The following is a 23,562-nucleotide window of genomic DNA, read 5'->3' as shown; positions in this document are numbered from 1 at the left end:
TCTGCGAGTCAGGCAACCCGGTACTCCTCCACATCCTCCGTCCGCAGCGTCAGCCCGTGGCCGGGGCCCCCGTTCGGGCGGACGTCTCCGCCTGTGGGATCCAGGGTGCCGTCGAAGAACATCGACTCGATGCGTACGTGGTCGTGGAACCACTCGATATGGCGGAGGTTGGGGAGGGCGGCGGCGACCGCGGCGTGCGCGTGCGGGGCGCAGTGCGCGGAGACCTCCAGGCCGTGGGACTGGGCGAGGGCGGCGGCGCGGAGGAACTCCGTGAGGCCGCCGCAGCGGGTGGCGTCGACCTGGAGACAGTCGACCGCGCCGGCCACCACCATGCGGGCGAAGTACGGCAGGTCATAGCCGTACTCGCCCGCCGCGACGTCGCACAGCAGCGCGTCCCGGACGAGCCGCAGCCCCGTCAGGTCGTCCGAGGACACCGGTTCCTCGAACCAGCCCACGCCGTGCTCGGCGAGCGCGCCCCCGATGCGTATGGCCTGCTTGCGCGTGTAGGCGCCGTTGGCGTCGACGTACAACTCGGTCTCCGAGCCGATGACTTGACGCGCGGCGCGCACCCGGTGCAGATCCCGGGCGACCTCCCGCCCCCAGCTCTCACCGATCTTGATCTTGACGCGCGGGATGTGCTGACCATGCACCCAGTGGTTCAACTGGGCCGCCAGCCGCGTCTCGTGGTACGTCGTGAAGCCCCCACTGCCGTACACCGGCACGGTCTCGTGGGCGGCGCCGAGGAGCCGGGTGAGCGGGGTCTCGAGAAGGCGGGCCTTGAGATCCCACAGGGCGATATCGACCGCCGAGATCGCACAGGCCGCGACACCGGGCCGGCCGGCGTTGCGCACGGCGCGGCACAGAGCGTCGTGGACGGCAGGGATGCCGAACGCGTCAGATCCGGTAACGACCGGCGCAAGCTGCTCACGCAACAGCTCCCCGACGGCGGCCGGCCCGTAGGTCCACCCGATGCCGGTCGCGTCACCCGCAGCCACCTCGACGACCACCATGGTCGTGCTGTCCCAGGCGAACGTCCCGTCTGCCTCCGGCACGTCGGTAGGCACGGTGTACGTGGAAACCGCGGGTGACTGGAGCTCCAGGACGTTCACCGCAAACCGCGCCCCTTCAGGGGCGCGGAGACGCCTGACTCGATCCGGACGGCCGGGAGAGGAGACGCCGTCCGGACCGAGAACCCGTGAGGTCGCCGCAACGACATCAGCGAACCCCTTGCTGCAGCTGCGGCAGCACCTTCGTGCGGTAGAAGTCGAAGAAGGCCCGCTGATCGGGCCCGATCTGGTTGACGTACACGCGATCAAAGCCCGCGTCCGCGAACGCGGCCAGTGCCCCGACGTGCTCGTCCACGTCATCCCCGCACACGACGTTCCGGCTCACCATGTCCTCGGTGATCAGCGGCTCGAGCTGTTCGAAGTGGCGTGGCGAGGGCAGCACCTGCCCCATCTCGCCCGGCAGCAACTGGTTGGCCCAGAGCCGACGCACGGTGCGGACGCACTCCTCGCGGTCATGGCCGTAACAGACCTTCGTGCCGCCGCTGACCGGCTTGCCGCCACCGCCGCCCTTGCGGAACTGCTCCACCATCGACTCGTCCGGCATCATCGTGATGAAGCCGTCGCCGACGCGGGCCGCGAGGGCGGTCGCCTGGGGGCCGAAGCCGGAGATGTCGATCGGGGGCGGTTCTTCGGGGACGGTGTAGAGGCGGGCGTTCTGGACCGTGTAGTGGGGTCCGGAGTGGTTGATCTCCTTGCCGGTGAAGAGCTGGCGCATCACCTGGATCGACTCCTCCAGCATCTCCAGGCGGACATGCGCGGGCGGCCAGGCGTCGCCGAAGATGTGCTCGTTGAGGGCCTCGCCGCTGCCGACGCCGAGGCGGAAGCGGCCGTTCGTCATCACCGCGCTGGTCGCGGCGGCCTGCGCCACCACGGCCGGGTGCATCCGTACGGTCGGGCAGGTGACCGCCGTACCGATCGGCAGGGACACGGCCTCGGAGAGGGCGCCGATCACGGACCACACGAAGGGGCTCTGGCCCTGTTCGTCGTTCCAGGGGTGGAAGTGGTCCGAGATCCACAGCGACTGGAAGCCGGCCTGCTCGGCCATCCGTGCCTGCTCGACCAGATCGGCGGGACCGAACTCCTCGGTCGCCAGGAAACAGCCGTACTCGACCATGGGGCACCTCCGCGGCAGGGCGGGTCGGGGTCCTCGTCCGGGTATCCCCGGGGTGCGGTGCGAAACGCCGCTGCTCCAGGGCAGACGACGTTTGGGTGCCCGGGCCGGGGGGACGCGGAAAGCCCGTACGAGCGACCCCTATGAGCCACCCCTACGAGTCCTATGAGCCACCCCTTATGAGCGACCCGCCGGAGGCGAACATGAGTCGACCCCGCGTCGTGATCGTCGGTGCCGGCTTCGCCGGATACCAGACGGCACGCACCCTGTCCCGGATCACCCGGGGCCGGGCCGAGATCACTCTCCTGAACCCGACGGACTACTTTCTGTATCTGCCCCTGCTGCCCCAGGTCGCCGCCGGGGTGCTCGAACCGCGCCGGGTCACCGTCTCGCTCGCGGGCACCCTGCCGCGCGTACGGCTGGTGCTCGGCGAGGCCGACGGGATCGACCTCGAAGGGCACACCGTGCACTACACGGATCCCGAGGGGGACGGCGGCACGCTCGCGTACGACCGTCTTGTGCTGGCCGTCGGCAGCGTCAACAAGCTGCTGCCCGTGCCCGGTGTCGCCGAGCACGCGCACGGGTTCCGGGGGCTGCCGGAGGCGTTGTATCTGCGCGACCACGTGACGCGGCAGGTGGAGCTCGCGGCGGCCTCCGACGATCCCAAGAGCTGTGCGTCGCGGTGCACCTTCGTGGTGGTCGGCGCGGGCTATACGGGGACCGAAGTCGCCGCCCATGGACAGCTGTTCACCGACGCGCTGGTACGCAAGCAGCCGCTCAGGCAAGGCATACGGCCGCGCTGGCTGCTGCTCGACATCGCTCCGCGTGTGCTGCCGGAGCTCGACGAACGCCTCTCGCGTACCGCCGACCGCGTGCTGCGGGGGCGTGGCGTCGAGGTCCGGACGGGGACCTCGGTGGAGGAGGCGACGCCGACCGGAGTGCGGCTCAGCGACGGGGAGTACATCGACACGCGCACCCTTGTGTGGTGTGTCGGGGTACGGCCCGATCCGCTGGTCGAGGGGCTCGGGCGGCCTCTGGAGCGCGGGCGGCTGCTGGTCGATCCGTATCTCCAAGTGCCGGGCCACCCCGAGGTGTTCGCGTGCGGGGACGCTGCCGCTGTGCCGGATCTGGAGAGGCCGGGCCAGTACACGCCGATGACCGCCCAGCACGCCTGGCGGCACGGCAAGGTCGCGGGCCGCAACGTCGCCGCCTCCCTCGGTATCGTCGGCGAGCGCCGCGTCTACCGCCACCGCGACCTGGGCTTCACCGTCGACCTCGGCGGCGCGAAGGCCGCCGCGAATCCGCTCGGCGTGCCGCTGTCCGGCCCGCTCGCCGGGGCGGTCACCCGCGGCTACCATCTGGCCGCCATGCCCGGCAACCGCGTCCGAGTCGCCGCCGACTGGCTCCTGGACGCCGTACTCCCGCGCCAGGCCGTCCAGTTGGGCCTGGTCCGCTCCTGGTCGGTCCCCCTGGAATCGGCCTCGCCAGAACTGGCCCGAGTGGCGGGCGGCCCACCACCCCAGAGCCGCCCCGCTCCGGTCGCCCCGGGGACCCCCGCCGCGACGCAGGGCGCCGACACGCACGCGGTCCCGGACCCCGGCAGGCCGGGGGCGGCGCCGGGTCCGAGGAAGTCGGCGGTGCTGGATCCCGGGAGGCCGGGGGCGCCGGGTGACGACGGGCCTGGTCATGCCGACGGGACGGGATCGAGTGCTGGCGGGCCGGGTGCGGACGGTTCCGGCCCTGCCGGTTCCGGCCGCGGCGGGCACGCGACGCCCGGCGCCGAGGAGTCGGCCTCCGGCAGGTCTGCGGGATCGGGTCCGGGTGGGTCAACCGCGTACACACCCATGGCGTCCGGCTCCGGCGAACCCGCTTCCACCGAGCCGGAGGCATCCGACCCCGACAAGCCCACCCACGCCGAGCCGGAGGCCCCCGGCTCCCACAAGCCCCGCCCTGCTCGGCCGACAGGCCACCGCCCCGACAACCCCTCGGAGGGAGCGTCATGAAGAGCCGTCAACTGACTGAGCTTGCACAGCAGTTGCGGGTGGACAGTGTGCGGGCTGCGGCTGCTGCCGGGTCTGGGCATCCGACGTCGTCCATGTCCGCTGCTGATCTGATGGCCGTGCTGCTGGCGCGGCATCTGCGGTATGACTTCGAGCGGCCCGCTCATCCTGCGAACGATCGGTTCGTCTTGTCCAAGGGGCATGCCTCGCCCCTGCTGTACGCCGCGTACAAGGCTGTCGGGGCCATCAACGAGACCGAGTTGATGACCTTCCGGCGGCTCGGGAGCCGGCTCGAGGGGCATCCGACGCCGCGGCGGCTGCCGTGGGTGGAGACGGCCACCGGGTCGCTCGGGCAGGGACTGCCCGTCGGCGTGGGGATCGCGCTGGCCGGGAAGCGGCTCGACCGGGTCGGCTACCGGGTGTGGGTGCTGTGCGGCGACAGCGAGCTGGCCGAGGGCTCCATTTGGGAGGCGGCCGAGCACGCCGCGTACGAGCATCTCGACAACCTCACGGCCATCGTCGACGTCAACCGGCTCGGCCAGCGCGGCCCGACCCGGCACGGCCACGACCTCGACGCGTACGCCCGCCGCTTCCAGGCCTTCGGCTGGCACACGATCGAGGTCGACGGCCACGACGTGGACGCCGTGGACCGCGCGTACGGCGAGGCCCTCTCCACCGCCGGCCAGCCGACTGTGATCCTCGCCCGCACCCTCAAGGGCAAGGGCGTCGCGGCAGCCCAGGACCGCGAGGGTCTGCACGGCAAGCCCATCAAGGACGCCGACGAGGCGATCGAGGAACTCGGCGGAGTGCACGACGTCCGCGTAGAGGTCCAACCCCCGCCCGCCGCCCGGATGTTGCACGCCGTACGGACCGGACACCTCGACCTGCCGCGTTACGAACTCGGCGAGCAGGTCGCCACCCGCGACGCCTTCGGCCAGGCGCTCGCCGCGCTCGGTACGGCACGCGGCGACATCGTCGCCCTCGACGGCGAGGTGAGCGACTCGACGCGCTCCGAGTTCTTCGCGAAGGAACACCCGGACCGGTTCTTCGAGTGCTACATCGCCGAGCAGCAGCTCGTCGCCGCCGCCGTGGGACTCGCCGCGCGCGGCTGGGTGCCGTACGCCTCGACCTTCGCCGCGTTCCTCACCCGCGCCCACGATTTCCTCCGCATGGCGTCGATCAGCGGCAGCGGTATCAATCTCGTCGGCTCGCACGCCGGTGTCGCCATCGGCCAGGACGGGCCCTCGCAGATGGGCCTGGAGGACCTGGCGATGTTCCGCGCGCTGCACGACTCGACCGTGCTCTACCCGTGCGACGCCAACCAGGCAGCCCATCTCGTCGCCTCGATGGCGGGCTGCGAGGGCATCCGTTATCTGCGGACCTCGCGCGGCGCCACGCCCGTCCTCTACGGACCGAACGAGGAGTTCCCTATCGGCGGCAGCAAGGTGCTGCGCGTCTCCGCCCAGGACCGGCTGACCCTCGTCGCCGCCGGAGTGACGGTGCACGAGGCCCTGACCGCCGCGGACCGGCTCGCCGAGGACGGCATCCCCGTCCAGGTCATCGACCTGTACTCCGTCAAGCCCGTCGACCGCCGCACCCTGCGCGAGGCCGCCGAACACACCGGCTGCCTGATCACCGTCGAGGACCACCGCGAGGAGGGCGGCCTCGGCGACGCGGTCCTCGACGCCTTCCTCGACGGCCGCCCGATGCCCCGCCTGGTCCGCCTCGCCGTGCGCACCATGCCCGGCTCGGCCTCGCCCGCCGAGCAGCTGCATGCCGCGGGCATCGACGCCGAGGCGATCGCGGCTTCGGCGAAGCTGCTGGTCGAGCATGCGGTAGTGCGATGAGGGCGACCGCTGTACGTGTACGGAGGGAATGACCATGGGCGGCACACGGACCGTGAGGGCCGGTCGGCGCACCGTGGAGGTGCACCGGCCCGACAAGGTGCTGTTCCCCGGCGAGGGGCGGGCCAAGGAGTACACCAAGGACGACCTCGTCTCCTACTACCGCGAGGTCGCGCCCTTCATGCTGCCGCATCTGCGCGGCCGGCCACTGATGCTGGAGCGGCACCCAGACGGTCTCGCCGGCCCCAAGTTCATGCAGAAGAACCTCCAGGCGCACGATCCGGACTGGATCAACCGCATCGAAGTGCCCAAGGAGGGCGGCACCGTCTGCCACCCCGTGTGCGACGACACCGCCACCTTGCTCTACCTCGCCGACCAGGCCTCTCTCACCCTGCACCGCTGGCTGGCCCGGGTCGACGCGATCGACCGGCCCGACCTGCTGGTCTTCGACCTCGACCCGGCCGGCGACGATTTCGGCTCCGTACGCCGGGCGGCCCGGCAGCTCGGCGAACTCCTCGACCGCATCGAGCTGCCGTCCGCGCTGATGACCACCGGCTCACGCGGCCTGCACGTCGTCGTGCCGCTCAACGGACACCACGACTTCGACGAAGCACGTGAGTTCGCCAGGGCCGTCGCCGACACACTCGCCGAGGCGCACCCCGACGAGCTCACCACGGCCGCCCGCAAGAAGGACCGCGGGGACCGGCTCTACCTCGACGTACAGCGCAATGCGTACGCCCAGACCGCCGTCGTCCCCTTCACTGTGCGTGCCCGGCCCGGCGCCCCGGTGGCCACCCCCATCAGCTGGGACCAACTGGACGATCCGGACCTGGGCCCGCGCCGCTGGACCATCGACAACGCAGTCGACCAGGCCCGTACCGAACCCTGGTCCGCTCTGCCGCGCCGCGGACGCGCTCTGGGGCCCGCGCGGCGCAAGCTCGAGGCCTTGCGCTAGAGGCCCCGCACCAGAGGTTTGGGCAATGGGCTAGGGGCACTCGGAAGGCGAGGTGGCCATGTCGAACAGATCGAACACATCCAACACATCCAGTAAATCAAGTTCACAGGGTTCAGCAGAATCCCGGAACGACCGGCAGAACGGCCCGGCGGACGAGGCGCCGAGCCCCATGGAGGTGCTGCGCCACGCGCGCGCTCAGCTCGCCGAGCTCACCGGCATGGCGGCCGAGTCCGTGTCGTCCTTCGAACGTACCGAGGACGGCTGGGTGCTGGAGATCGAGGTCCTGGAACTCACCAGGGTCCCCGACACGATGAGCCTGCTCGCGAGCTACGAGGTGACCCTCGACCCTCATGGCGAGCTCACCGCATACCGGCGCGTTCGCCGTTACGAACGCGGGAGGGCCGAACCACATAGGCCTGGCGGCCGGTAGGCCGCGTCCCCGCTCACACACCCGCAACCAACAAGGAGGAACGGTCGGTATGACCGTCGTCCCAGCTCAGCAGACCGGCGGCGGAGGCGGCTCCAGTGGCCTCTACGACGTGCTGGAGCTCGTCCTGGACCGAGGGCTCGTCATCGACGCCTTCGTCCGGGTCTCCCTCGTCGGTATCGAGATCCTGAAGATCGACGTCCGTGTCGTCGTCGCGAGTGTCGACACGTATCTCCGCTTCGCGGAGGCGTGCAACCGGCTCGACCTGGAGGCGGGCCCGCGCAAGAGCCCCGGCCTGCCCGACATGGTCGGCGAGATCACCGAGTCCGGTGCGCGCGGCAAGTCCAAGGGGGCGCTGTCGGGCGCCGCCGAGACGATCTCCGACGCCTTCAAGCAGGCCCGTGAAGAGGGCCAGGGCGAGCGGGAGGCGGAGTCGCGGCCGCGCGCTCGCAAGTCCACGGTGACGCGCAAGAAGGAGGAGCCGGAGTGAGCACGTACGTCTACGGCATCACCGCCGACTCGCACCCTTCGCTCCCCGAGGGCATGGACGGCGTCGGCGACCCGGCCTGCTCCGTGCGTGTCATCAAGGAGGGCGGTCTCGCCGCCGTCGTCAGCGACGCCCCCGAAGGGCTGCGGCCCAAGCGCAAGGACCTGCTGGCCCACCAGAACGTGCTGGCCGAGGTCGGCGCGGGCGGCCCGGTGCTGCCCATGCGGTTCGGCAGCATCGCGACGGACGACGCCACCGTCGCCGGCGTGCTGGCCGAACGCGCGGACCACTACAAGGAACGCCTCGACGCGCTGGCAGGCAAGGTCGAGTACAACGTCAAGGCCAGCCACGAGGAAGAGGCCGTCCTTCACCGGGTGATGTCCGAGAACCCGGAGGTCCGGGCGCTCACCGAGGCCAACCGGCAGGCGGGCGGCGGGAGTTACCAGGAGAAGCTACGGCTCGGCGAGATGGTGGTGGCCGCGGTGAAGGCCCGTGAGGCGGAGGACGCCGCCGAACTCCAGCACGCACTGGAGCCGGTCGCCGACGCCGTGAGCGCGGGCCCCGAATCCAGCGGATGGCTGGCCAACCTGTCGTTCCTGGTGGCCCGCGACTCGGCGGAGATCTTCCTCACCGCCGTCGAGCAGGTCCGCAAGAGCCATCCGCACCTCGATGTGCGGGTCAACGGACCGCTGCCACCGTACAGCTTCGTCGACCCGGGCCCATCCGAGCCGGCGGACACCACGATCGGCTCGGACGCCGGAACGGACGCCGAAGCGGAGCGAATTCAGGAGCAGATGCAGGAGCGGATCCAGGAGTGAACCCATGGGACTGATCGGTGAGGTGCTGCTGCTGCCGCTCGCTCCGGTGCGCGGCAGCGCATGGGTTATCAGACAGGTGCTGAACGAGGCGGAGCGGATCTACTACGACCCCGCCACCATCCGGACCGAACTCGCCCAGCTCGAGGAGCGGCTCGAGTCGGGCGAGATCGATGAGGAGGAGTTCGACCGACTCGAGGACGGGCTTCTCGACCGGCTGGAGACCAGCATGCGCGGCAACGCGGGAACAAGCGAGTGGACGTGACCATGAACCGAGTGGGACTGGGCCTCGCGGTAGGGGCCGGATACGTCCTCGGACGTACGAAGAAGATGAAGATGGCGTTCGCCGTCGGCAGTCTGGTGGCCGGCAAGCGGATGCATCTGAGCCCGCGGGCGCTCGCGGATCTGGTGAATCAGCAGCTGCAGAACAACCCGCAGTTCAAGGAGATCGGCGACCAGCTGCGCCAGGACCTGAGCGGAGTCGGCAAGGCGGCGTCCGGTGCGCTGGTCGAGCGGCGGATCGACGCACTGGCGGACCGGCTGCACGGCCGGACCGAGCAGGTCCGCGGACAGCTCGCGGGTGTGACACCGGACGTGCCGGGTCTTCGGGACGAGGAGGAGCCCGAGGACGAACGCGAGGAGTCCGAGTCCGAAGAAGAGGAATCCGAAGAACCGGAATCCGAAAAGCCGGATGAGGCTGAGGCGGAGGCGCAGGACGAGTCCGAAGAACCGGAGGAGCCACAGAAGGGCGCCGCCAAGAAGGCCGCTGCCGGTGCCAAGGAGGCGGCGAAGAAGGCACCGGGCAAGAAGTCGGCCTCGAAGGGGCCTGCGAGGAAGGCCCCCGCCAAGAAGACAGCCGGCAAGAAGACGGCGGCGAAGTCCGCCAAGAAGGCTCCCGCGAAGAAGACGGCCGCACGCGGCCGAGCTGCCGAGGGGAGGCAGGGACGATGACGGACACCCTCGGGACGGCGACGGGCCGGGCCAAGAACGGCCTCGGGACGGCGACGGAACAGGCGAAGGAGACGAAGGGCGGCGGCCTCGGCGGTCTGGGAGGCGTCGCGCAGAGCGAAGCCGCCGACCGGCTCAAGGCGGAGCTCCAGGAATACCTCGCGGCCCAGGCCCAGCACATGCTGATCGGCTTCGGCCGCAAACTCGGCGAGACAACCGGCAAGCTCAACGACATCGCCGCGGGCAACAGCCCCGGCTTCGCCAAACTCGCTCTCGACGGCGGCCGCAAACTCGCCGAGGGCAAGGGGCCGTTGAGGTCCGCCCTGGAGCTCGGCGCGGGCCGGGCCAAGGACAAAGTGCTCGGCGCCTTCAAGGGCATGGCCGGCGGCAAGGGCAAACGCAAGGGCCGCGCCGGCAAGAAGCCCACGGTCATCATGGAGTTCATCGACGTCGGCGTGCCACTGCGCACGGCGTACGACCAGTGGACCCAGTACCAGGACTTCAGCACCTTCGCAAAGGGCGTCAAGGGCGCGAACCGCGTCGACGACACCACCTCCGACTGGCAGCTCAAGGTTTTCTGGTCCAACCGCAGTTGGAAGGCCAACACCACGGAACAGGTGGCGGACGACCGGATCTCCTGGACGTCGGAGGGCAGCAAGGGTACGACGAAGGGCGTCGTCTCCTTCCATTACCTCGCCGAAAACCTCACTCGCATCCTGCTGGTCATCGAGTACTACCCCCAGGGGCTCTTCGAGAAGACCGGCAACATCTGGCGCGCCCAGGGCCGCAGGGCGCGCCTCGACCTCAAGAACTTCGCCCGCTTCATCACGATCAAGGGCGAGGCGGAGGACAGCTGGCGCGGTGAGATCCGCGACGGCGAGGTGGTCCGCAGCCACGAGGACGCGCTCGCCGAGGAGAGCGAGGATGCAGAGGAGGAAGAGGGCGCCTACGAGGAGGAGGGCCCGAACGGCGAAGAGGAAGAGGAGACGGAAGAGGAGCCTGAGGACGAGTACGAGGACGAAGAGGTGCCCGAGGGCGAGGAGGAAGAAGAGGAACCTGAGGCCGAGTACGAGGAGGAAGACGAGTACGAGACCGCCCACGGCGGGAGCCGCCGATGACCACTCCCGGCCGGCTCCCCGAACCGTACGGGCGCGACACCAGCGCCAATCTCGCCGACATCCTGGAGCGCGTGCTCGACAAGGGCATCGTGATCGCGGGCGATATCCGGATCAATCTGCTCGACATCGAACTGCTCACGATCAAGCTGCGGCTGATTGTCGCCTCGGTGGACAAGGCGAAGGAGATGGGGATCGACTGGTGGGAGGACGACCCGGCGCTGTCCACCCGCGCGCGACGCGACGAACTGGCACGTGAGAACGCCGAGTTGCGGGCCCATGTCGCCGAACTGGAGCGCGGGGCGGGGGTGGAGCGCGGGGAAGTCGAGCGCGGGCGTGTCCGTACGGAAGAGGAGGCCCCATGAGCGGTCTGCGTTATGTGTATGCCATCTGCCGCCCCTTCGGCTCCACCCTTCCGTCCCAGTTGACGGGCGTCGCGGGCGTGCCGCCCAAGCAGTTGACGCATCATGGACTGGTCGCCATCGTCAGTGCCGTCCCGGAGGAGGACTTCTCCGAGGAGCCGCTGAAGGCCCACCTGGAGGACCTGGACTGGCTCAGTGCGACCGCGCGGGCCCACCAGAGCGTGATCGACGCGCTCACGGTGGTCACCTCGCCGCTGCCGCTGCGGCTCGCCACCGTCTTCCGCGACGACAGTGGCGTACGCACGATGATGGAGGCGGAGGAGGAGACCTTCCGCCGTACGCTCGACCGGATCGAGGGGCGGGTGGAATGGGGCGTGAAGGTGTACGCGGAATTCGCGGAGGCCTCTCAACCCTCTCAACCCACTCAGTCCACCGAGGTTTCTGAGGAGCCTGCAGCAAAGATCCCGAAAACCGGCTCGGGGCGCGACTATCTCCGGCAGCGGCGACAGCAGCGAAGAGCACACGAGGAGAAATGGGATCAGGCCGAGGAATTCGCCCGCCAACTGCACGAAACTCTTTCTCACTTCGCGGAGGACGCCCGCGTCCACGCGCCGCAGAACCCGGCGCTGTCCCGCGCCTCCGGTCGTAATGTGCTCAACGCCGCCTATCTCGTACCGCGTGCGCAGTCGGAGGAATTCGTGGAACTGGTGGACCGTACGAAAGGCGAGGAACAGCCGGGCCTTCGGGTGGAACTCACCGGCCCCTGGGCCGCGTACTCCTTCAGCGGACCGGCGGGACAGGAGGGCGCATGACCGTCGTCGAACGCCGGGAGATCGCCCTCGTCGACCTGCTCGACCGGCTGCTCGCGGGCGGCGTGGTCATCACCGGTGACCTGACCCTGCGGATCGCGGACGTCGATCTCGTACGCATCGACCTGAACGCGCTCATCAGCTCAGTGAACGAACAGGTCCCCTCGCCCTGGCAGGAGCCGCTGTGACCGACCGTGTGACCGACCGGAGGAACAACCGTCTCGACCTCGATCCGGACACCGTGGAACGGGACCTGGTCAAGCTGGTGCTGACCGTCGTCGAGCTGCTGCGGCAGCTGATGGAGCGGCAGGCGATCCGGCGTTTCGACACCGGGGAGCTGACGGAGGACCAGGAGGAGCGGATCGGGCTGACGCTGATGCTCCTCGAGGACCGGATGGCCGAACTGCGCGATCGCTACGGATTGCGGCCCGAGGACCTCAATCTGGACCTCGGGCCGCTTGGACCACTGCTCCCGAAGGAGTAGTTACGGAATAGCTGCCGAACAGCTACCAGCGATACCAACGGGACCTGGTGCCGGTCGGGGTGGTGCTGCGCATCGCGAATCCCAGCAGCCACACGACAAGAACCGCCACAGCGATCCACCAGAGCAGTTCTACTGCGAATCCGGCACCGAAGAGAATCAGCGCCAGAAGCAGTACCAGCAGGATGGGAACCATGTCTGCTACCTCCTCCTGCTATCCGGGTTTCCCGGATCGGAGGAATCAGACCGGCTCGGACCGGATTTTCCTGCCGGCTCTTCAGACGGGCTCTTCAGACGGGCTCTTCATGCCGGGTTCCTCAGGCCGGTTCTTCAGACTGGCTTACGGCAGAGAATCTCTCCGTGCAGGCAGGAGAACCACGCGTCCTCCTGCCGCCCCCAATCCCGCCAAGCCTCGGACACCGCTCGCAGTTGATCCGCCGTCGCATGGCCGCCCTGCGTGGCACGCTCGGCGTACGCCGAGGCGAGGGTGCGGTCCGCCCACAGGCCGCTCCACCAGGCGCGCTCCTCGGCGGTGGCGAAGCACCAGTTGCTTGAGGAGGAGGCGATGTCGGTGAAACCGGCTTGCAGCGCCCAGGACTTGAGCCGCCGCCCGGCGTCCGGCTCACCGCCGTTGGCGCGGGCCACCCGCAGATACAGGTCCAGCCAGTCGTCCATGCCGGGCGTCCGCGGATACCAGACCATCCCCGAGTAGTCCCCGTCCCGCGCGGCGACGAAGCCGCCGGGCTTGGTGACCCGGTACATCTCGCGCAACGCCTGCACCGGATCCCCCACGTGTTGCAGCACCTGATGCGCGTGGACGACATCGAAGGTGTCGTCCGGGTAGTCCAGCGCGTGTACGTCCGCGACCGCGAACTCGACGTTGATCAGGCCTCGTTCAGCAGCCGTGGCCCGGGCCTGGTCCAGGATGCCCGGAGCGTGGTCGACGCCGGTGACCCGGCCGTCGGGAACGAGCCCTGCCAGGTCGGCGGTGATGGTGCCGGGCCCGCAGCCGATGTCCAGGATCGTCATATGGGGCTTCAGTGAACTGATGAGGTACGCCGCCGAGTTGGCGGCCGTGCGCCAGGTGTGCGAGCGCAGCACGGACTCATGGTGCCCGTGGGTGTAGACGGCGGTCTCCTTCGACATGGCGTCCCCTTCTCTGGCGGTACCTGTGAGATCACCGTACGCCGCCATGTCGAATAATGAGATACGCGTCTTGCGATACGGACAACGTCTTCCGGTCGGGATGTCGCCGACCGCGTAATCAGCGATGCGCGAGCGGCCGGTACACCGTCAGTGCCTCCGGCAGCTTCTCCAGCGTCAACTCGCCCTCCACCGACGTCACTTCGCCGTCGTACGCCAGAAGCGTGCCGGGTGCGACACCGTCCACGCGGAGCCCTCCGACCCGTACCGCCGCATGCACCGGCGAGCGGGTCAGCGGTCCCGCGACGGCCGCGGCGAGCAGCCGGACGGCGGGTTTGCGGCCCCCGTGCACGACCCGCACGTCGAGGCGGCCGTCCGCGAGGTCGTAGCGGCGGCCGGGGATCGGGCCCATGCGGTGGTACATGCCGTTCCCTGCGAACAGCAGCCACAACGGCCTCTCCGTGCCGCCGATCTCGGTCCGTAGCGGATGCCGGTCGGCGCGCAGCACCCGCGTCGCCGCGAGCACCCCGGCGGGCCAGCCGCCGATCCGCCGCGACCAGCGGTCCCGCTCCCGCACCAGCTCGGGATAGACGCCCAGGCTGCAGGTGTTGAGGAAGCAGCCGTCGACGTCGCCGGCCTTGAAGTAGCCCACGTCCACGCGTACGGCGTCGCCGTGCCGGACGGCCTGGCTCAGATCGCGTACGTCCTCCACGCCCAGGTCGTGCGCGAAGTGATTGAGCGTTCCGCCGGGCAGCACCGCGAGCGGCAGGCTGTGGCGTACGGCCACCTCGGCGGCCGCGTTGACGGTGCCGTCGCCGCCGCACACGCCCAGGACCACGGCCCGCTTCGCCGCCTTCTCCAACTCGGCCCGCAGTTCGGCCGCTTCGCACTCGATGACCTCGGCATGTGGCAGCGCGTCGCGCAGTACACGTACGCGGTCCGGGGTGCCCGCCTCCTTGTTGGCGACGAGCACCAGCCCCTCGCCATCGGGGAGCGCGGGCGCGTCCACCCGCGGGCGGCCGGGCGGCGGCAGCTGGTCGCGGGTCGGTACGAGGCCGCGTACGGCATAGGCGGCGCCCGCGCCGAGTGCCGCGCCCGCGAGGACGTCGCTCGGGAAGTGGACGCCCGTGTAGACCCGGGAGAGGGCGACCGCGGCGGCGGCCGGGGCGACGGCCGCGCCCAGCGTCCGGGACTCCAGGGCGACGCCCGTCGCGAAGGCCGCCGCCGACGCCGAGTGCCCCGAGGGGAACGAGGTGGTGATCGGCTGCCGTTCCAGTTGACGTATCAGCGGTACCGCGTGCAGCAGCGGGCGCGGCCGGCGCACCGTGCGCTTGCCGAGCGTGTTGATGGTCGCCGAGGCCACGGCCAGCGAGGCGACACCGCGGGCGGCGGCGCGGCGGGCCTTCGGCGAGCGGGTCGCGGCGAGGGCGGTCGCCGTGGCGAACCACAGCAGGCCGTGGTTGGCGCTGCGGCTGAGCCTCGGCAGGACACGGTCGGCGCCCGGCCAGTGCCGGGCCGCCACGGCGTCGAAGAGCCGGCAGTCCAGGGCCAGCAGCCGGTCCCGCAGGCCGTGGCCGGGTTCCGGAACGGTGAGGTCTACATCTGCGCTCATGAGCTGCGGGTACCCCCACAAACGCCGGACCGCGCATAACCGTTTGCCGCCCGCACCCGCCGCCCGGAGAATGCCGGACCATGGGACATCTGGAAGCGGCGCACCTGGAGTACTACCTGCCCGACGGGAGGGCGCTCCTCGGCGATGTGTCCTTCCGGGTGGGCGAAGGGGCCGCGGTCGCGCTGGTGGGGCCCAACGGAGCAGGAAAGACCACCCTGTTGCGGCTGATCTCGGGGGAGCTGAAGCCGCACGGCGGCACGGTCACCGTCAGCGGCGGGCTCGGGGTGATGCGCCAGTTCGTGGGCTCCGTACGTGACGAGACCACCGTGCGCGACCTGCTCGTCTCCGTGGCGCCGCCGCGGATCCGCGAGGCGGCCAAGGCCGTCGACGCGGCCGAGCACGCCATCATGACCGTCGACGACGAGGCCGCCCAGCTCCAGTACGCCCAGGCGCTCGCCGACTGGGCGGAGGTCCAGGGGTACGAGGCCGAGACGCTGTGGGACATCTGCACGATGGCCGCGCTCGGCGTGCCGTACGACAAGGCGCAGTTCCGAGAGGTGCGCACGCTGTCCGGCGGTGAGCAGAAGCGGCTCGTACTGGAGGCGCTTCTGCGCGGCGGTGACGAGGTGCTGCTGCTCGACGAGCCGGACAACTACCTTGACGTGCCCGGGAAGCGCTGGCTGGAGGAACGGCTGAAGGAGACACGCAAGACCGTCTTGTTCGTATCCCACGACCGTGAACTGCTCGCCCGCGCCGCGGAGAAGATCGTGAGCGTGGAGCCGGGGCCCGCGGGCGCGGACGCGTGGGTGCACGGTGGCGGTTTCGCGACGTACCACGAGGCGCGGCGTGAACGCTTCGCGCGCTTCGAGGAGTTGCGCAGGCGCTGGGACGAGAAGCACGCCCAGCTGAAGAAGCTGGTGCTGAATCTGCGGCAGGCGGCCACGATCAGCCATGAGCTGGCCTCGCGCTACCAGGCCGCGCAGACCAGGCTGCGCAAGTTCGAGGAGGCGGGCCCGCCGCCGGAGCCGCCGCGCGAGCAGGACATCACGATGCGCCTGCACGGCGGCCGTACCGGCGTAAGGGCCGTCACCTGCAAGGGACTTGAGCTCTCCGGCCTGATGAAACCCTTCGACCTGGAGGTCTTCTACGGCGAGCGGGTCGCCGTGCTCGGCTCCAACGGCTCGGGCAAGTCGCACTTCCTGCGGCTGCTCGCGGGCGGCGAGGTCGCGCACACGGGGGAGTGGAAGCTCGGCGCGCGCGTCGTCCCCGGCCACTTCGCGCAGACGCACGCGCACCCCGAGCTGGAGGGCCGTACGCTCCTCGACATCCTGTGGAAGGAGCACGCCCAGGACCGCGGCGCCGCGATGTCCCGGCTGCGGCGTTACGAGCTGACCGGCCAGGCCGAGCAGCGCTTCGACCGGCTCTCCGGCGGTCAGCAGGCCCGCTTCCAGATCCTCCTGCTGGAACTGGAGGGGTCCACGGCCCTGCTTCTCGACGAGCCGACCGACAACCTCGACCTCGAGTCGGCCGAGGCATTGCAGGAGGGTTTGGAGGCGTACCAGGGCACGGTTCTCGCCGTGACCCACGACCGCTGGTTCGCCCGCTCCTTCGACCGCTACCTGGTGTTCGGCAGCGACGGGAAGGTGCGCGAGACGACGGAGCCGGTGTGGGACGAGCGGCGGGTGGAGCGCGCACGGTAGCCGACGGGTCCGTACCCGCTGGGCCGTATCTACGTGACGTACGTGACGTACGGGCCGTATCCGCCGGGGCTACGACCTGCTCACCTGGTCACCTGCTCTGCGGGGGTTCAGCCCAGCGCAGCAGTGCGCCGATGCCGCCCGCCGGAGGCGTCTGAGGGCTGGGCTCGGGTACGGCGGGCGTCAGCGACAGTGCCGCGCCGCCCGACGCGATCACGGACCGCAGCAGCGCGTCGTCCGCCCGTGCCGCCCAGGGGCGCGGCTCGCCCAGCGTCTTCGAGTCCGTGCGCCGCACGGCCAACTGGTCGGGGGCCTCGCCGACCCACACCTCGCGGTGCGTGTCGGGTCCCTCCGGGATGATCAGCAACTCGTCGATCCGGTGCTCCCGGGCCGCCTCGATCACCGCCGGTACGCCCTCGACGGCGCCGACGTTCCCGTCCGCGTCCGGCGCCCGGGCCGCCAGGAACCGCTCCAGGTCCTCCGCCGCCCGGCGCCGCACATGCTCCGCGCGGATCCGCTCCACGTCCTCGTCGAGCAGCCGGCTGCCGGCCCCGTGCGGCGCCTCCATCGTGCGGTCGTGCAGCCGCTGTGGCAGCCGCTCGTGCACGGCCCGCCGCTCGCGGTCGTCGCCGACGAGGATCAGCAGGTCGGCCTGGGTCTCCTCCTGGCACACGGCGAGCGCGTCGGCGATCTCCGCGGCGTTGTGCTCCCAGGTGTTCTCCACCCTGAGCTGGAAGTGCCGCTCCGACCAGTCGACCGTGCTCGTACGGTGCAGAGGCCACTGCCGCCCGGAGACCGAGCCCGCGTCCCGGCTGCCCAGCGCGGAGCGCAGCTCGAAGTCGGCGCCCCGCCGGTCGATGTAGGCCACGACACAGACCGGGTCCTCACCGAGCAGATCGAGCAGCGGCGCGGTGTGCGGGAGCGCCGACCAGGTGACGGAAAGGCCGCCCGGCGGGGGCGTGGCCAGGGCGGGGTCGAGGACGACCTCGCCACCGGTGGCGAACAGGGCCCGGCCATGCGGTTCCGTGGAATGCCGCAGCTCCTCGAGCGCGGACCGCACGGCCTGGCAGGTGGGCTCGTCGGCGCCCTGGTCCGCGAGCTGCCGGGCTGCCTCCTGTGCCGTCAGGGACCGTTCGTGCGGGGTGTTCTCCGTGTGCTGGGAAGTGCCGACATACACCGAAGCCCAGGGTCCCGGATGTTCGTACAGTGGACGCAGAAAGGCGAGATCCATGGCTTCCTCCCGGATGCCGTTCGGGATATTGCTTGCCGGGCGGGTACCCGGACGCTCCGAAGGAACACGACGATCGGGGTACCACCATGACCGGAGTCGACCCGGGTCTTTTGGACGACCAGCAGCTGATGAAAGAGCTGGAGACGATCCACCGCACACGCCACGACACGCTGCTGCACGGCTCGAACGACGCACTGCGCATCCACAACGAGCGGATGGCGCAGCTGGAGGGCGAGTATCTGCGCCGCAACCCGCGCCGCCCCGTGGCCCCGGGCCGGACACGGGAAGGCGCGCGGGACCGGCAGCCGGGCGGGGCGTGACCTAGCGCCCCGCGCTCGGCTTCCCAGGCCGGCCTCGCCTTCCCGGCCAGCAGGTCAGTGGACCGTAGGTCAGTAGTCGTAGTCAGGGTCCGTAGGCCGTCAACAGCTCAGCGGCGCTTGGCGAACTCCTCCAGGAACGCCTCGCAGAACACCTTCAGGTCGTCCGGCTTGCGGCTGGTGACCAGCGTCGACGGCGCGGCCTCGCAGACCTGGACCTGCTCGTCGACCCAGGTGCCGCCCGCGTTGCGGATGTCCGTACGCAGACTCGGCCACGAGGTCAGGGTGCGACCGCGGACCACGTCCGCTTCGACGAGCGTCCACGGGGCGTGGCAGATCGCGGCGACCGGCCTGCCCTGCTCGAAGAAGTCCCGTATGAACGACACGGCCTTCCCGTCCATGCGCAGCGCGTCCGGGTTGGCCACGCCGCCCGGCAGCACCAGGCTGTCGAAGGAACCCGCGGACGTCTCGGACACGACCTCCTGCACGGGGAACACATCGGCCTTGTCGAGATGGTGGAACGCCTGGATCTGACCGGGCTTCGTGGATACGAGCACGGGTTCGTGACCCGCGTCGATAACGGCCTGCCAGGGATCGGTGAGTTCGATCTGCTCGACGCCCTCCGGCGCCATCAGAAACGCGATACGCATCAGTTCTCCACGTCCTCTCCGGACAGGTCCTAGCTCGGCTATCGACCCGTCCGCTCGGCACGTCCATGCTTGCCGGCTCGCCGCTTCCCGCCACGAGCCGTCGTTCCTCCCGCCGTTGGTTCAGCGGATCATGGTGCCCGGTGAGTCGTCCGGGGCCGCGCGGCTGATCTCCGCGAGGGCCGAGCCGGGGTCCTCGGCGACGGCGACGTCGCCCAGGCTGACCACGCCGACCGGGTGGCCGTCCTCGACGACCGGCAGCCGGCGGATGGCGTGCTCGCGCATCAGCTCGACCGCGGCCGAGACCGCGTCGTCCGGGCCGATCACCACAGGGTTCGGCGTGCACACGGCCTGGGCGCTCACCGTCAGCGGATCGACGCCCTCCGCGACCGCGCGCAGCGCGATGTCACGGTCCGTCAGGACACCGAGGAGGCTGCGCTCCCCGGCCACCAGGACATCGCCGATGTCCTGGGCGCGCATCAGTTGCGCCGCTTCGACGAGCGAGGCGTCCGGACGGACCGTGACAACGCCTGGCGTCATGACTTCCCTGACGAACTGGGCCATGGCTGTGGGCCTTCCTGCATTCCCCGGTACCGGGTTGGGGTACTGCTCTCTTGCTGGTTCGACGGCGTGATGTCGCCCGCAGTACCCCTGCGGGAGCGGCCTATGCCTCGGCGTCTGCCTCCGTCGCAGATTCGGCGCGGTTTCCTCAGGGGGCGCTCACCTCTCACCGGTTTTCGCCGGTTTCGCCGCTCGCGGCCCGTACGACCGCTTCGGCCAGCTCCTGAGCGGTGTGGTAGACCGCCTTCCTCGGCAGCCGCTCCAGCGGTTCGATGAGCCCGTCGGGCGCGTGCCTGCTGCGCAGCAGACGGATCAGTTCACGAGGGGGCGCGGGGAAGGCCGTACGGCCCAGATGCCGGGCCAGTTCGTAGCGCACCGCCTCCTCGGAGCCCCGGCCGGCGTCCGGCCTGACCGGCCCGCCCGCGACCCACGGGTCGTCGTCGGCGGTCGGCTCCGGGTCGTGCCACTCCTCGGTCCTGGTCGGGTGGCCCGACCGGAGCAGGCCTTGCAGTTCATGCTTCATCTCGTCGTCCTTGTGGACGTTGAGCCGGTCGCTGCCTCGCTGCATGTCTCCCTCCAGACACTCGGGGGTGGAACCTCGTGTACCCGCACCCCCGATATCGACACGAAGGGTTTGTCTGTTCGTGGCCTGGAGACCCGATTTGCGCCCCCCAATCGCACATCTCCTGGGGAAGGACAAGGCCATGGCGATATTCGCTGTGATGCTGCCGGTCCTGATGCTCGGCGTCGTCCTGGCGCTCGGCCGCTACGAGGAGTGGCTCCTCCCACCGGCCCGGCACCCCGACGAGTCCGAAACGCCCGCACTGCCCCACTGACACGCGCTGCCCCACTGATCAGTGACCGAGTGATCAGTGACCGAGCCCGGACGGCATCGGCCCTCGGCGCCGGGGGAAACGCCGAGGGCCTGTTCGGGAGCCGTCCGTCAGGAGTGCAGCCGTACGTCTCCGTCAGGAGTGGAGCCGTACGTCAGTGGCGGTCGCGCCCCGGCAGGAACTCCTGGATCTTGGCCTTGAAGCCCTGCCGGACCATGGACCCGCGGTCGAAGTCGCCCTTCAGGATGGCGGCGGCGGTGGCCTCCATCTGCTCCCACGTGGCGTGCGGCGGAACCGGCGGCACGGCGGGGTCGGTCAGGAACTCGATCACCGCGGGACCGTCCGCCTGCAGGCCCGCGCGCCAGCCCGCCTCGACGTCCTCCGGCTTCTCCACGCGGATACCGGTGAGCCCGAGGGAGCGTGCGAAGGCGGCGTACTGCACGTCCGGGATCTCCTGCGAGGGCAGGAAGGACGGGGCGCCCTCCATCGCGCGCATCTCCCAGGTCACCTGGTTGAGGTCGTGGTTGTTCCAGACGCCCACCACGAGCCGCGGATCCTCCCAGCGGTCGCGGTACTTGGCCGCCGTGATCAGCTCCGCCAGCCCGTTCATCTGCATCGCCCCGTCCCCGACGAGCGCGATCGCGGGCCGGTCCGGATGCGCGAACTTCGCCCCGATCGCGTACGGCACCCCGCAGCCCATCGTGGCGAGGGTCCCCGACAACGAGGAGCGCATCCCGGCCCTGTGCGTCAGATGACGTGCGTACCAGTTCGCGGGTGAGCCCGAGTCGGACGTGACGATCGCGTTGCCGGGCAGCAGCGGATCCAGCGCCCGGGCCACGTACTCCGGGTTGATCGGATCGGCGGACAGCTGGGCCCGGCGCTCCATCACCTCGCGCCAGCGCGTCACGTTCGCGCAGACCGTGTCGTACCACTCGCGCCCGCGTTCCTCCCCTCGCAGCAGCGGGATCAGCCGCTCCAGGGTCGCCTTCGCGTCTCCGACGAGGTTCACCTCGTACGGATAGCGCATCCCGACCATGTGCGGATCGATGTCGATCTGCACGCCCCGCGCCTTGCCGAACTCCGGCATGAACTGCGTGTACGGGAAGGAGGAGCCGATGGTCAGCAGGGTGTCGCAGTCGCGCATCAGCTCGTACGAGGGCCGAGTGCCCAGGAGGCCGATCGCGCCCGTGACGTAAGGGAGTTCGTCGCTCAGTGCGTCCTTGCCGAGCAGCGCCTTGGCGACGCCCGCGCCGAGCAACTCGGCGATCCGCTCCACCTCGGCCTGTGCCCCGGCCGCGCCCTGGCCGATCAGAATGGCCACCTTGTCGCCGGAGTTGAGCACCTCGGCCGCCCGCTCCACCGACTCCTGTGACGGAATCGCGGTCCACGCACTGCGGCCCAGGCTGGAGGGGACCATCTTGAACTCGTGGGTGGGGGCGGAGTATTCGAGGTCCTGGACGTCGCCGGGGATGATCACGGCGGTGGGGGCGCGGCGCGCGTAGGCGGTGCGGATCGCCCGGTCCAGGACGTTCGGCAGCTGCTCGGGAACCATGACGGTCTCGACGAAGTCGGAGGCCACGTCCTTGAACAGGGTGTGCAGATCGACCTCTTGCTGGTACGAGCCGCCCATCGCCGTACGGTGCGTCTGGCCGACGATCGCGAGTACCGGCACATGGTCGAGCTTGGCGTCGTACAGACCGTTCAGCAGATGGATCGCGCCGGGTCCCGAGGTCGCCGTGCACACCCCGAGCCGGCCCCCGAACTTCGCGTAGCCGACCGCCTCGAACGCGGACATCTCCTCGTGCCGCGACTGAATGAACTTGGGGTTGTCCTCGGCCCGGCCCCAGGCGGCGAGGAGACCGTTGATGCCATCCCCTGGATAGCCGAACACGTGTTCCACGCCCCATTCGCGCAGGCGCTGCAGGACATGGTCGGCGACCTTGGTGCTCATACGGGACCTCCCGGGGGTGACGGCTGTACCGCCCGAGTCACCCGCGCGCCGCCGAAAAAACCTTCGGGTGTTTGACGCCCGGACAGACGGGCAGGCGAATGTCAGTGCTTCGGACAGGAGGCACGTCCGTGGGAGGCGGCGAAATCCCGCCACGGGTGTGCCTGTCGGCTCTAGGCGCGCTCCCACGGTGACTGTCCAAACGAAGGCACCACTCAAGGGAGTTGCGACGTACTATGCAGACTCACGCGAGCGCCAAGAACCACCCGCACGACGACGCCCCCGACACCGCGGAGGCCTTCCGCACCCTCGCCAAGCTTCCTCCGGGACAGCAGCGCGACACTCTCCGTGCGGAAATCGTCGAGGCATGGCTCCCCATGGCCGAGCGGCTCGCAGGACGGTTCCGCAGCCGCGGCGAGAGCTTCGAGGACCTGCGCCAGGTCGCGGCGCTCGGTCTCGTCAAGGCCGTCGACCGGTACGACCCCGAGCGCGGCAACGCTTTCGAGAGCTACGCCGTGCCGACCGTCACCGGTGAGATCAAGCGGCACTTCCGCGACCACATGTGGACGCTGCACGTGCCGCGTCGAGTCCAGGATCTGCGCAACCGGGTCCGGTTCGCCAGCCAGGACCTGTCCCAGACGATCTCCGGCCGGCAGCCCACGGTCGCCGAGATCGCCGAGCACGCACAGATGAGCGAGGAGGACGTACGCGTCGGGCTCGAGGCCCTGGAGAGTTTCACCGCGCTCTCGCTCGACGCCGAGCTGCCGGGGAGTGAGGACGGGTACTCCCTGAGCGACGCGCTCGGCTCCTCCGACCCGTCGCTGGACGTCGTCGTCGACCGCGAGGCGGTCAAGCCGCAGCTGCAGGCGCTGCCGGAACGCGAGCGGGCCATTCTGTACATGCGGTTCTTCGGGGATATGACGCAGAGCCGGATTGCTGAGCAGCTCGGGATCTCGCAGATGCATGTGTCTCGGCTGATCAGCCGGTGCTGTGGGCGGTTGCGGGACCAGGTGATGCAGGACGCCGCGTAGCTTCCGCTGGGGGCGCGGTTTGAAGCTGCGGGTTCGTTGTGGCTTGTCGCGCCCACGCGGCGGAGCCGCAAATTGACACAGCCCCGCGCCCCTAACAAGAAGGCCTGCGGCCTCTTGTTAG

27 protein-coding genes are annotated in these 23,562 nt (G+C 70.1%); 17 read left to right on the top strand and 10 right to left on the bottom strand.

Going from position 1 to position 23,562, the window contains the following annotated elements; translation table 11 throughout:
• Positions 1 to 8: 8 nt before the first annotated feature.
• The gene (locus tag ACQEVY_RS08580) at positions 9 to 1,100 is read right to left on the bottom strand and encodes an enolase C-terminal domain-like protein (RefSeq protein WP_432955118.1); all 1,092 of its coding nucleotides are present in this window, start codon (positions 1,098 to 1,100) and stop codon (positions 9 to 11) included.
• Between the two features lie 115 nt (positions 1,101 to 1,215).
• Positions 1,216 to 2,181 (bottom strand): TIGR03557 family F420-dependent LLM class oxidoreductase, encoded by a 966-nt coding sequence (locus ACQEVY_RS08575; protein ID WP_432946468.1) that lies wholly within the window; start codon positions 2,179 to 2,181, stop codon positions 1,216 to 1,218.
• Positions 2,182 to 2,381: 200 nt separating this feature from the next.
• Here ACQEVY_RS08575 and ACQEVY_RS08570 point away from each other — a divergent pair, with 200 nt between their 5' ends.
• From ACQEVY_RS08570 to ACQEVY_RS08510, 13 genes are read left to right on the top strand one after another with little or no spacing between them, the layout of a single operon-like run.
• Positions 2,382 to 4,181 (top strand): FAD-dependent oxidoreductase, encoded by a 1,800-nt coding sequence (locus ACQEVY_RS08570; RefSeq protein ID WP_432946466.1) that lies wholly within the window; start codon positions 2,382 to 2,384, stop codon positions 4,179 to 4,181.
• Positions 4,178 to 6,025 (top strand): transketolase, encoded by a 1,848-nt coding sequence (locus ACQEVY_RS08565; protein WP_432946464.1) that lies wholly within the window; start codon positions 4,178 to 4,180, stop codon positions 6,023 to 6,025. The genes ACQEVY_RS08570 and ACQEVY_RS08565 overlap by 4 nt, the downstream gene beginning before the upstream one ends.
• Positions 6,026 to 6,053: 28 nt before the next feature.
• Positions 6,054 to 6,977 (top strand): non-homologous end-joining DNA ligase, encoded by a 924-nt coding sequence (gene ligD, locus ACQEVY_RS08560; protein WP_432946462.1) that lies wholly within the window; start codon positions 6,054 to 6,056, stop codon positions 6,975 to 6,977.
• Positions 6,978 to 7,035: 58 nt separating this feature from the next.
• On the top strand, positions 7,036 to 7,407 hold the full coding sequence (locus ACQEVY_RS08555; RefSeq protein ID WP_432946461.1) for a gas vesicle protein: 372 nt from the start codon (positions 7,036 to 7,038) through the stop codon (positions 7,405 to 7,407).
• Between the two features lie 49 nt (positions 7,408 to 7,456).
• A complete protein-coding gene (locus ACQEVY_RS08550) occupies positions 7,457 to 7,894 on the top strand; it encodes a gas vesicle structural protein GvpA (protein ID WP_432946459.1) in 438 nt (145 codons plus the stop codon).
• Positions 7,891 to 8,709 (top strand): GvpL/GvpF family gas vesicle protein, encoded by an 819-nt coding sequence (locus tag ACQEVY_RS08545; protein WP_432946457.1) that lies wholly within the window; start codon positions 7,891 to 7,893, stop codon positions 8,707 to 8,709. The genes ACQEVY_RS08550 and ACQEVY_RS08545 overlap by 4 nt, the downstream gene beginning before the upstream one ends.
• Positions 8,710 to 8,713: 4 nt before the next feature.
• Positions 8,714 to 8,971, top strand: coding sequence for a gas vesicle protein GvpG (locus ACQEVY_RS08540; RefSeq protein WP_432946455.1), 258 nt, complete (start codon positions 8,714 to 8,716; stop codon positions 8,969 to 8,971).
• A 2-nt stretch (positions 8,972 to 8,973) separates the two neighbouring features.
• Positions 8,974 to 9,657 carry a DNA primase gene (locus tag ACQEVY_RS08535; RefSeq protein ID WP_432946453.1) on the top strand — a complete coding sequence of 228 codons (684 nt, stop codon included), beginning with the start codon at positions 8,974 to 8,976 and terminating at the stop codon, positions 9,655 to 9,657.
• Positions 9,654 to 10,772, top strand: a complete 1,119-nt coding sequence (locus tag ACQEVY_RS08530; protein ID WP_432946451.1) for an SRPBCC family protein — start codon at positions 9,654 to 9,656, stop codon at positions 10,770 to 10,772. Before ACQEVY_RS08535 ends, ACQEVY_RS08530 begins: the two co-directional genes overlap by 4 nt.
• On the top strand, positions 10,769 to 11,134 hold the full coding sequence (locus ACQEVY_RS08525; protein ID WP_432946449.1) for a gas vesicle protein: 366 nt from the start codon (positions 10,769 to 10,771) through the stop codon (positions 11,132 to 11,134). The genes ACQEVY_RS08530 and ACQEVY_RS08525 overlap by 4 nt, the downstream gene beginning before the upstream one ends.
• On the top strand, positions 11,131 to 11,943 hold the full coding sequence (locus tag ACQEVY_RS08520; protein ID WP_432946447.1) for a GvpL/GvpF family gas vesicle protein: 813 nt from the start codon (positions 11,131 to 11,133) through the stop codon (positions 11,941 to 11,943). The genes ACQEVY_RS08525 and ACQEVY_RS08520 overlap by 4 nt, the downstream gene beginning before the upstream one ends.
• Positions 11,940 to 12,128 carry a gas vesicle protein gene (locus tag ACQEVY_RS08515; protein ID WP_165343174.1) on the top strand — a complete coding sequence of 63 codons (189 nt, stop codon included), beginning with the start codon at positions 11,940 to 11,942 and terminating at the stop codon, positions 12,126 to 12,128. The genes ACQEVY_RS08520 and ACQEVY_RS08515 overlap by 4 nt, the downstream gene beginning before the upstream one ends.
• An 8-nt stretch (positions 12,129 to 12,136) precedes the next feature.
• The gene (locus tag ACQEVY_RS08510; protein ID WP_328773994.1) at positions 12,137 to 12,424 is read left to right on the top strand and encodes a gas vesicle protein K; all 288 of its coding nucleotides are present in this window, start codon (positions 12,137 to 12,139) and stop codon (positions 12,422 to 12,424) included.
• A gap of 22 nt (positions 12,425 to 12,446) precedes the next feature.
• On the opposite strand, the gene ACQEVY_RS08505 is transcribed toward ACQEVY_RS08510, so the two are convergent.
• The 3 genes from ACQEVY_RS08505 to ACQEVY_RS08495 form a co-directional block, all read right to left on the bottom strand.
• Positions 12,447 to 12,617: a hydrophobic protein gene (locus ACQEVY_RS08505; protein ID WP_328767578.1), complete on the bottom strand. Its 171-nt coding sequence runs from the start codon at positions 12,615 to 12,617 to the stop codon at positions 12,447 to 12,449.
• Between the two features lie 134 nt (positions 12,618 to 12,751).
• A complete protein-coding gene (locus ACQEVY_RS08500; RefSeq protein ID WP_432946444.1) occupies positions 12,752 to 13,567 on the bottom strand; it encodes a methyltransferase domain-containing protein in 816 nt (271 codons plus the stop codon).
• A 118-nt stretch (positions 13,568 to 13,685) separates the two neighbouring features.
• On the bottom strand, positions 13,686 to 15,176 hold the full coding sequence (locus ACQEVY_RS08495) for a bifunctional phosphatase PAP2/diacylglycerol kinase family protein (protein WP_432946442.1): 1,491 nt from the start codon (positions 15,174 to 15,176) through the stop codon (positions 13,686 to 13,688).
• An 80-nt stretch (positions 15,177 to 15,256) separates the two neighbouring features.
• Here ACQEVY_RS08495 and ACQEVY_RS08490 point away from each other — a divergent pair, with 80 nt between their 5' ends.
• Positions 15,257 to 16,876 carry an ABC-F family ATP-binding cassette domain-containing protein gene (locus ACQEVY_RS08490; protein WP_432946440.1) on the top strand — a complete coding sequence of 540 codons (1,620 nt, stop codon included), beginning with the start codon at positions 15,257 to 15,259 and terminating at the stop codon, positions 16,874 to 16,876.
• 88 nt (positions 16,877 to 16,964) lie between these two features.
• On the opposite strand, the gene ACQEVY_RS08485 is transcribed toward ACQEVY_RS08490, so the two are convergent.
• Positions 16,965 to 18,104: a Vms1/Ankzf1 family peptidyl-tRNA hydrolase gene (locus ACQEVY_RS08485; RefSeq protein WP_432946438.1), complete on the bottom strand. Its 1,140-nt coding sequence runs from the start codon at positions 18,102 to 18,104 to the stop codon at positions 16,965 to 16,967.
• Between the two features lie 86 nt (positions 18,105 to 18,190).
• On the opposite strand from ACQEVY_RS08485, the gene ACQEVY_RS08480 reads away from it, so the two are divergent.
• Positions 18,191 to 18,424, top strand: coding sequence for a DUF6158 family protein (locus ACQEVY_RS08480; protein WP_386341353.1), 234 nt, complete (start codon positions 18,191 to 18,193; stop codon positions 18,422 to 18,424).
• A 107-nt stretch (positions 18,425 to 18,531) separates the two neighbouring features.
• Here the strand turns inward: ACQEVY_RS08480 and ACQEVY_RS08475 are convergent, their stop codons facing one another.
• From ACQEVY_RS08475 to ACQEVY_RS08465, 3 genes are all read right to left on the bottom strand, one after another.
• Positions 18,532 to 19,071 (bottom strand): type 1 glutamine amidotransferase domain-containing protein, encoded by a 540-nt coding sequence (locus tag ACQEVY_RS08475; RefSeq protein WP_432946435.1) that lies wholly within the window; start codon positions 19,069 to 19,071, stop codon positions 18,532 to 18,534.
• Between the two features lie 120 nt (positions 19,072 to 19,191).
• Positions 19,192 to 19,632, bottom strand: coding sequence for a CBS domain-containing protein (locus ACQEVY_RS08470; protein WP_432946433.1), 441 nt, complete (start codon positions 19,630 to 19,632; stop codon positions 19,192 to 19,194).
• Between the two features lie 163 nt (positions 19,633 to 19,795).
• Complete coding sequence (locus ACQEVY_RS08465; RefSeq protein ID WP_432946431.1) at positions 19,796 to 20,197, bottom strand: DUF2795 domain-containing protein; 402 nt, start codon at positions 20,195 to 20,197, stop codon at positions 19,796 to 19,798.
• Between the two features lie 136 nt (positions 20,198 to 20,333).
• Here ACQEVY_RS08465 and ACQEVY_RS08460 point away from each other — a divergent pair, with 136 nt between their 5' ends.
• On the top strand, positions 20,334 to 20,465 hold the full coding sequence (locus ACQEVY_RS08460; RefSeq protein ID WP_432946429.1) for a hypothetical protein: 132 nt from the start codon (positions 20,334 to 20,336) through the stop codon (positions 20,463 to 20,465).
• Positions 20,466 to 20,616: 151 nt separating this feature from the next.
• Here the strand turns inward: ACQEVY_RS08460 and ACQEVY_RS08455 are convergent, their stop codons facing one another.
• The gene (locus tag ACQEVY_RS08455; RefSeq protein ID WP_432946427.1) at positions 20,617 to 22,413 is read right to left on the bottom strand and encodes a thiamine pyrophosphate-requiring protein; all 1,797 of its coding nucleotides are present in this window, start codon (positions 22,411 to 22,413) and stop codon (positions 20,617 to 20,619) included.
• Between the two features lie 233 nt (positions 22,414 to 22,646).
• On the opposite strand from ACQEVY_RS08455, the gene ACQEVY_RS08450 reads away from it, so the two are divergent.
• A complete protein-coding gene (locus ACQEVY_RS08450) occupies positions 22,647 to 23,441 on the top strand; it encodes an RNA polymerase sigma factor SigF (protein WP_432946425.1) in 795 nt (264 codons plus the stop codon).
• Positions 23,442 to 23,562 lie beyond the last annotated feature (121 nt).

The organism is Streptomyces sp. CA-288835 (genome assembly GCF_050936385.1).
GTDB lineage: Bacteria > Actinomycetota > Actinomycetes > Streptomycetales > Streptomycetaceae > Streptomyces.
This window is presented reverse-complemented; position numbering and strand designations above follow the sequence as displayed.

Excerpts from the sequence above, each read along its gene's own strand:
- ligD (WP_432946462.1), top strand. The coding sequence starts at position 6,054 with ATGACCATGGGCGGCACACGGACCGTGAGGGCCGGTCGGCGCACCGTG.
- ACQEVY_RS08470 (WP_432946433.1), bottom strand. The coding sequence starts at position 19,632 with ATGGCCCAGTTCGTCAGGGAAGTCATGACGCCAGGCGTTGTCACGGTC.
- ACQEVY_RS08525 (WP_432946449.1), top strand. The coding sequence starts at position 10,769 with ATGACCACTCCCGGCCGGCTCCCCGAACCGTACGGGCGCGACACCAGC.
- ACQEVY_RS08505 (WP_328767578.1), bottom strand. The coding sequence starts at position 12,617 with ATGGTTCCCATCCTGCTGGTACTGCTTCTGGCGCTGATTCTCTTCGGT.
- ACQEVY_RS08520 (WP_432946447.1), top strand. The coding sequence starts at position 11,131 with ATGAGCGGTCTGCGTTATGTGTATGCCATCTGCCGCCCCTTCGGCTCC.
- ACQEVY_RS08500 (WP_432946444.1), bottom strand. The coding sequence starts at position 13,567 with ATGTCGAAGGAGACCGCCGTCTACACCCACGGGCACCATGAGTCCGTG.
- ACQEVY_RS08485 (WP_432946438.1), bottom strand. The coding sequence starts at position 18,104 with ATGGATCTCGCCTTTCTGCGTCCACTGTACGAACATCCGGGACCCTGG.
- ACQEVY_RS08575 (WP_432946468.1), bottom strand. The coding sequence starts at position 2,181 with ATGGTCGAGTACGGCTGTTTCCTGGCGACCGAGGAGTTCGGTCCCGCC.
- ACQEVY_RS08550 (WP_432946459.1), top strand. The coding sequence starts at position 7,457 with ATGACCGTCGTCCCAGCTCAGCAGACCGGCGGCGGAGGCGGCTCCAGT.
- ACQEVY_RS08460 (WP_432946429.1), top strand. The coding sequence starts at position 20,334 with ATGGCGATATTCGCTGTGATGCTGCCGGTCCTGATGCTCGGCGTCGTC.
- ACQEVY_RS08530 (WP_432946451.1), top strand. The coding sequence starts at position 9,654 with ATGACGGACACCCTCGGGACGGCGACGGGCCGGGCCAAGAACGGCCTC.
- ACQEVY_RS08465 (WP_432946431.1), bottom strand. The coding sequence starts at position 20,197 with ATGCAGCGAGGCAGCGACCGGCTCAACGTCCACAAGGACGACGAGATG.
- ACQEVY_RS08455 (WP_432946427.1), bottom strand. The coding sequence starts at position 22,413 with ATGAGCACCAAGGTCGCCGACCATGTCCTGCAGCGCCTGCGCGAATGG.
- ACQEVY_RS08450 (WP_432946425.1), top strand. The coding sequence starts at position 22,647 with ATGCAGACTCACGCGAGCGCCAAGAACCACCCGCACGACGACGCCCCC.
- ACQEVY_RS08570 (WP_432946466.1), top strand. The coding sequence starts at position 2,382 with ATGAGTCGACCCCGCGTCGTGATCGTCGGTGCCGGCTTCGCCGGATAC.
- ACQEVY_RS08535 (WP_432946453.1), top strand. The coding sequence starts at position 8,974 with ATGAACCGAGTGGGACTGGGCCTCGCGGTAGGGGCCGGATACGTCCTC.
- ACQEVY_RS08540 (WP_432946455.1), top strand. The coding sequence starts at position 8,714 with ATGGGACTGATCGGTGAGGTGCTGCTGCTGCCGCTCGCTCCGGTGCGC.
- ACQEVY_RS08475 (WP_432946435.1), bottom strand. The coding sequence starts at position 19,071 with ATGCGTATCGCGTTTCTGATGGCGCCGGAGGGCGTCGAGCAGATCGAA.
- ACQEVY_RS08565 (WP_432946464.1), top strand. The coding sequence starts at position 4,178 with ATGAAGAGCCGTCAACTGACTGAGCTTGCACAGCAGTTGCGGGTGGAC.
- ACQEVY_RS08480 (WP_386341353.1), top strand. The coding sequence starts at position 18,191 with ATGACCGGAGTCGACCCGGGTCTTTTGGACGACCAGCAGCTGATGAAA.
- ACQEVY_RS08490 (WP_432946440.1), top strand. The coding sequence starts at position 15,257 with ATGGGACATCTGGAAGCGGCGCACCTGGAGTACTACCTGCCCGACGGG.
- ACQEVY_RS08495 (WP_432946442.1), bottom strand. The coding sequence starts at position 15,176 with ATGAGCGCAGATGTAGACCTCACCGTTCCGGAACCCGGCCACGGCCTG.
- ACQEVY_RS08555 (WP_432946461.1), top strand. The coding sequence starts at position 7,036 with ATGTCGAACAGATCGAACACATCCAACACATCCAGTAAATCAAGTTCA.
- ACQEVY_RS08515 (WP_165343174.1), top strand. The coding sequence starts at position 11,940 with ATGACCGTCGTCGAACGCCGGGAGATCGCCCTCGTCGACCTGCTCGAC.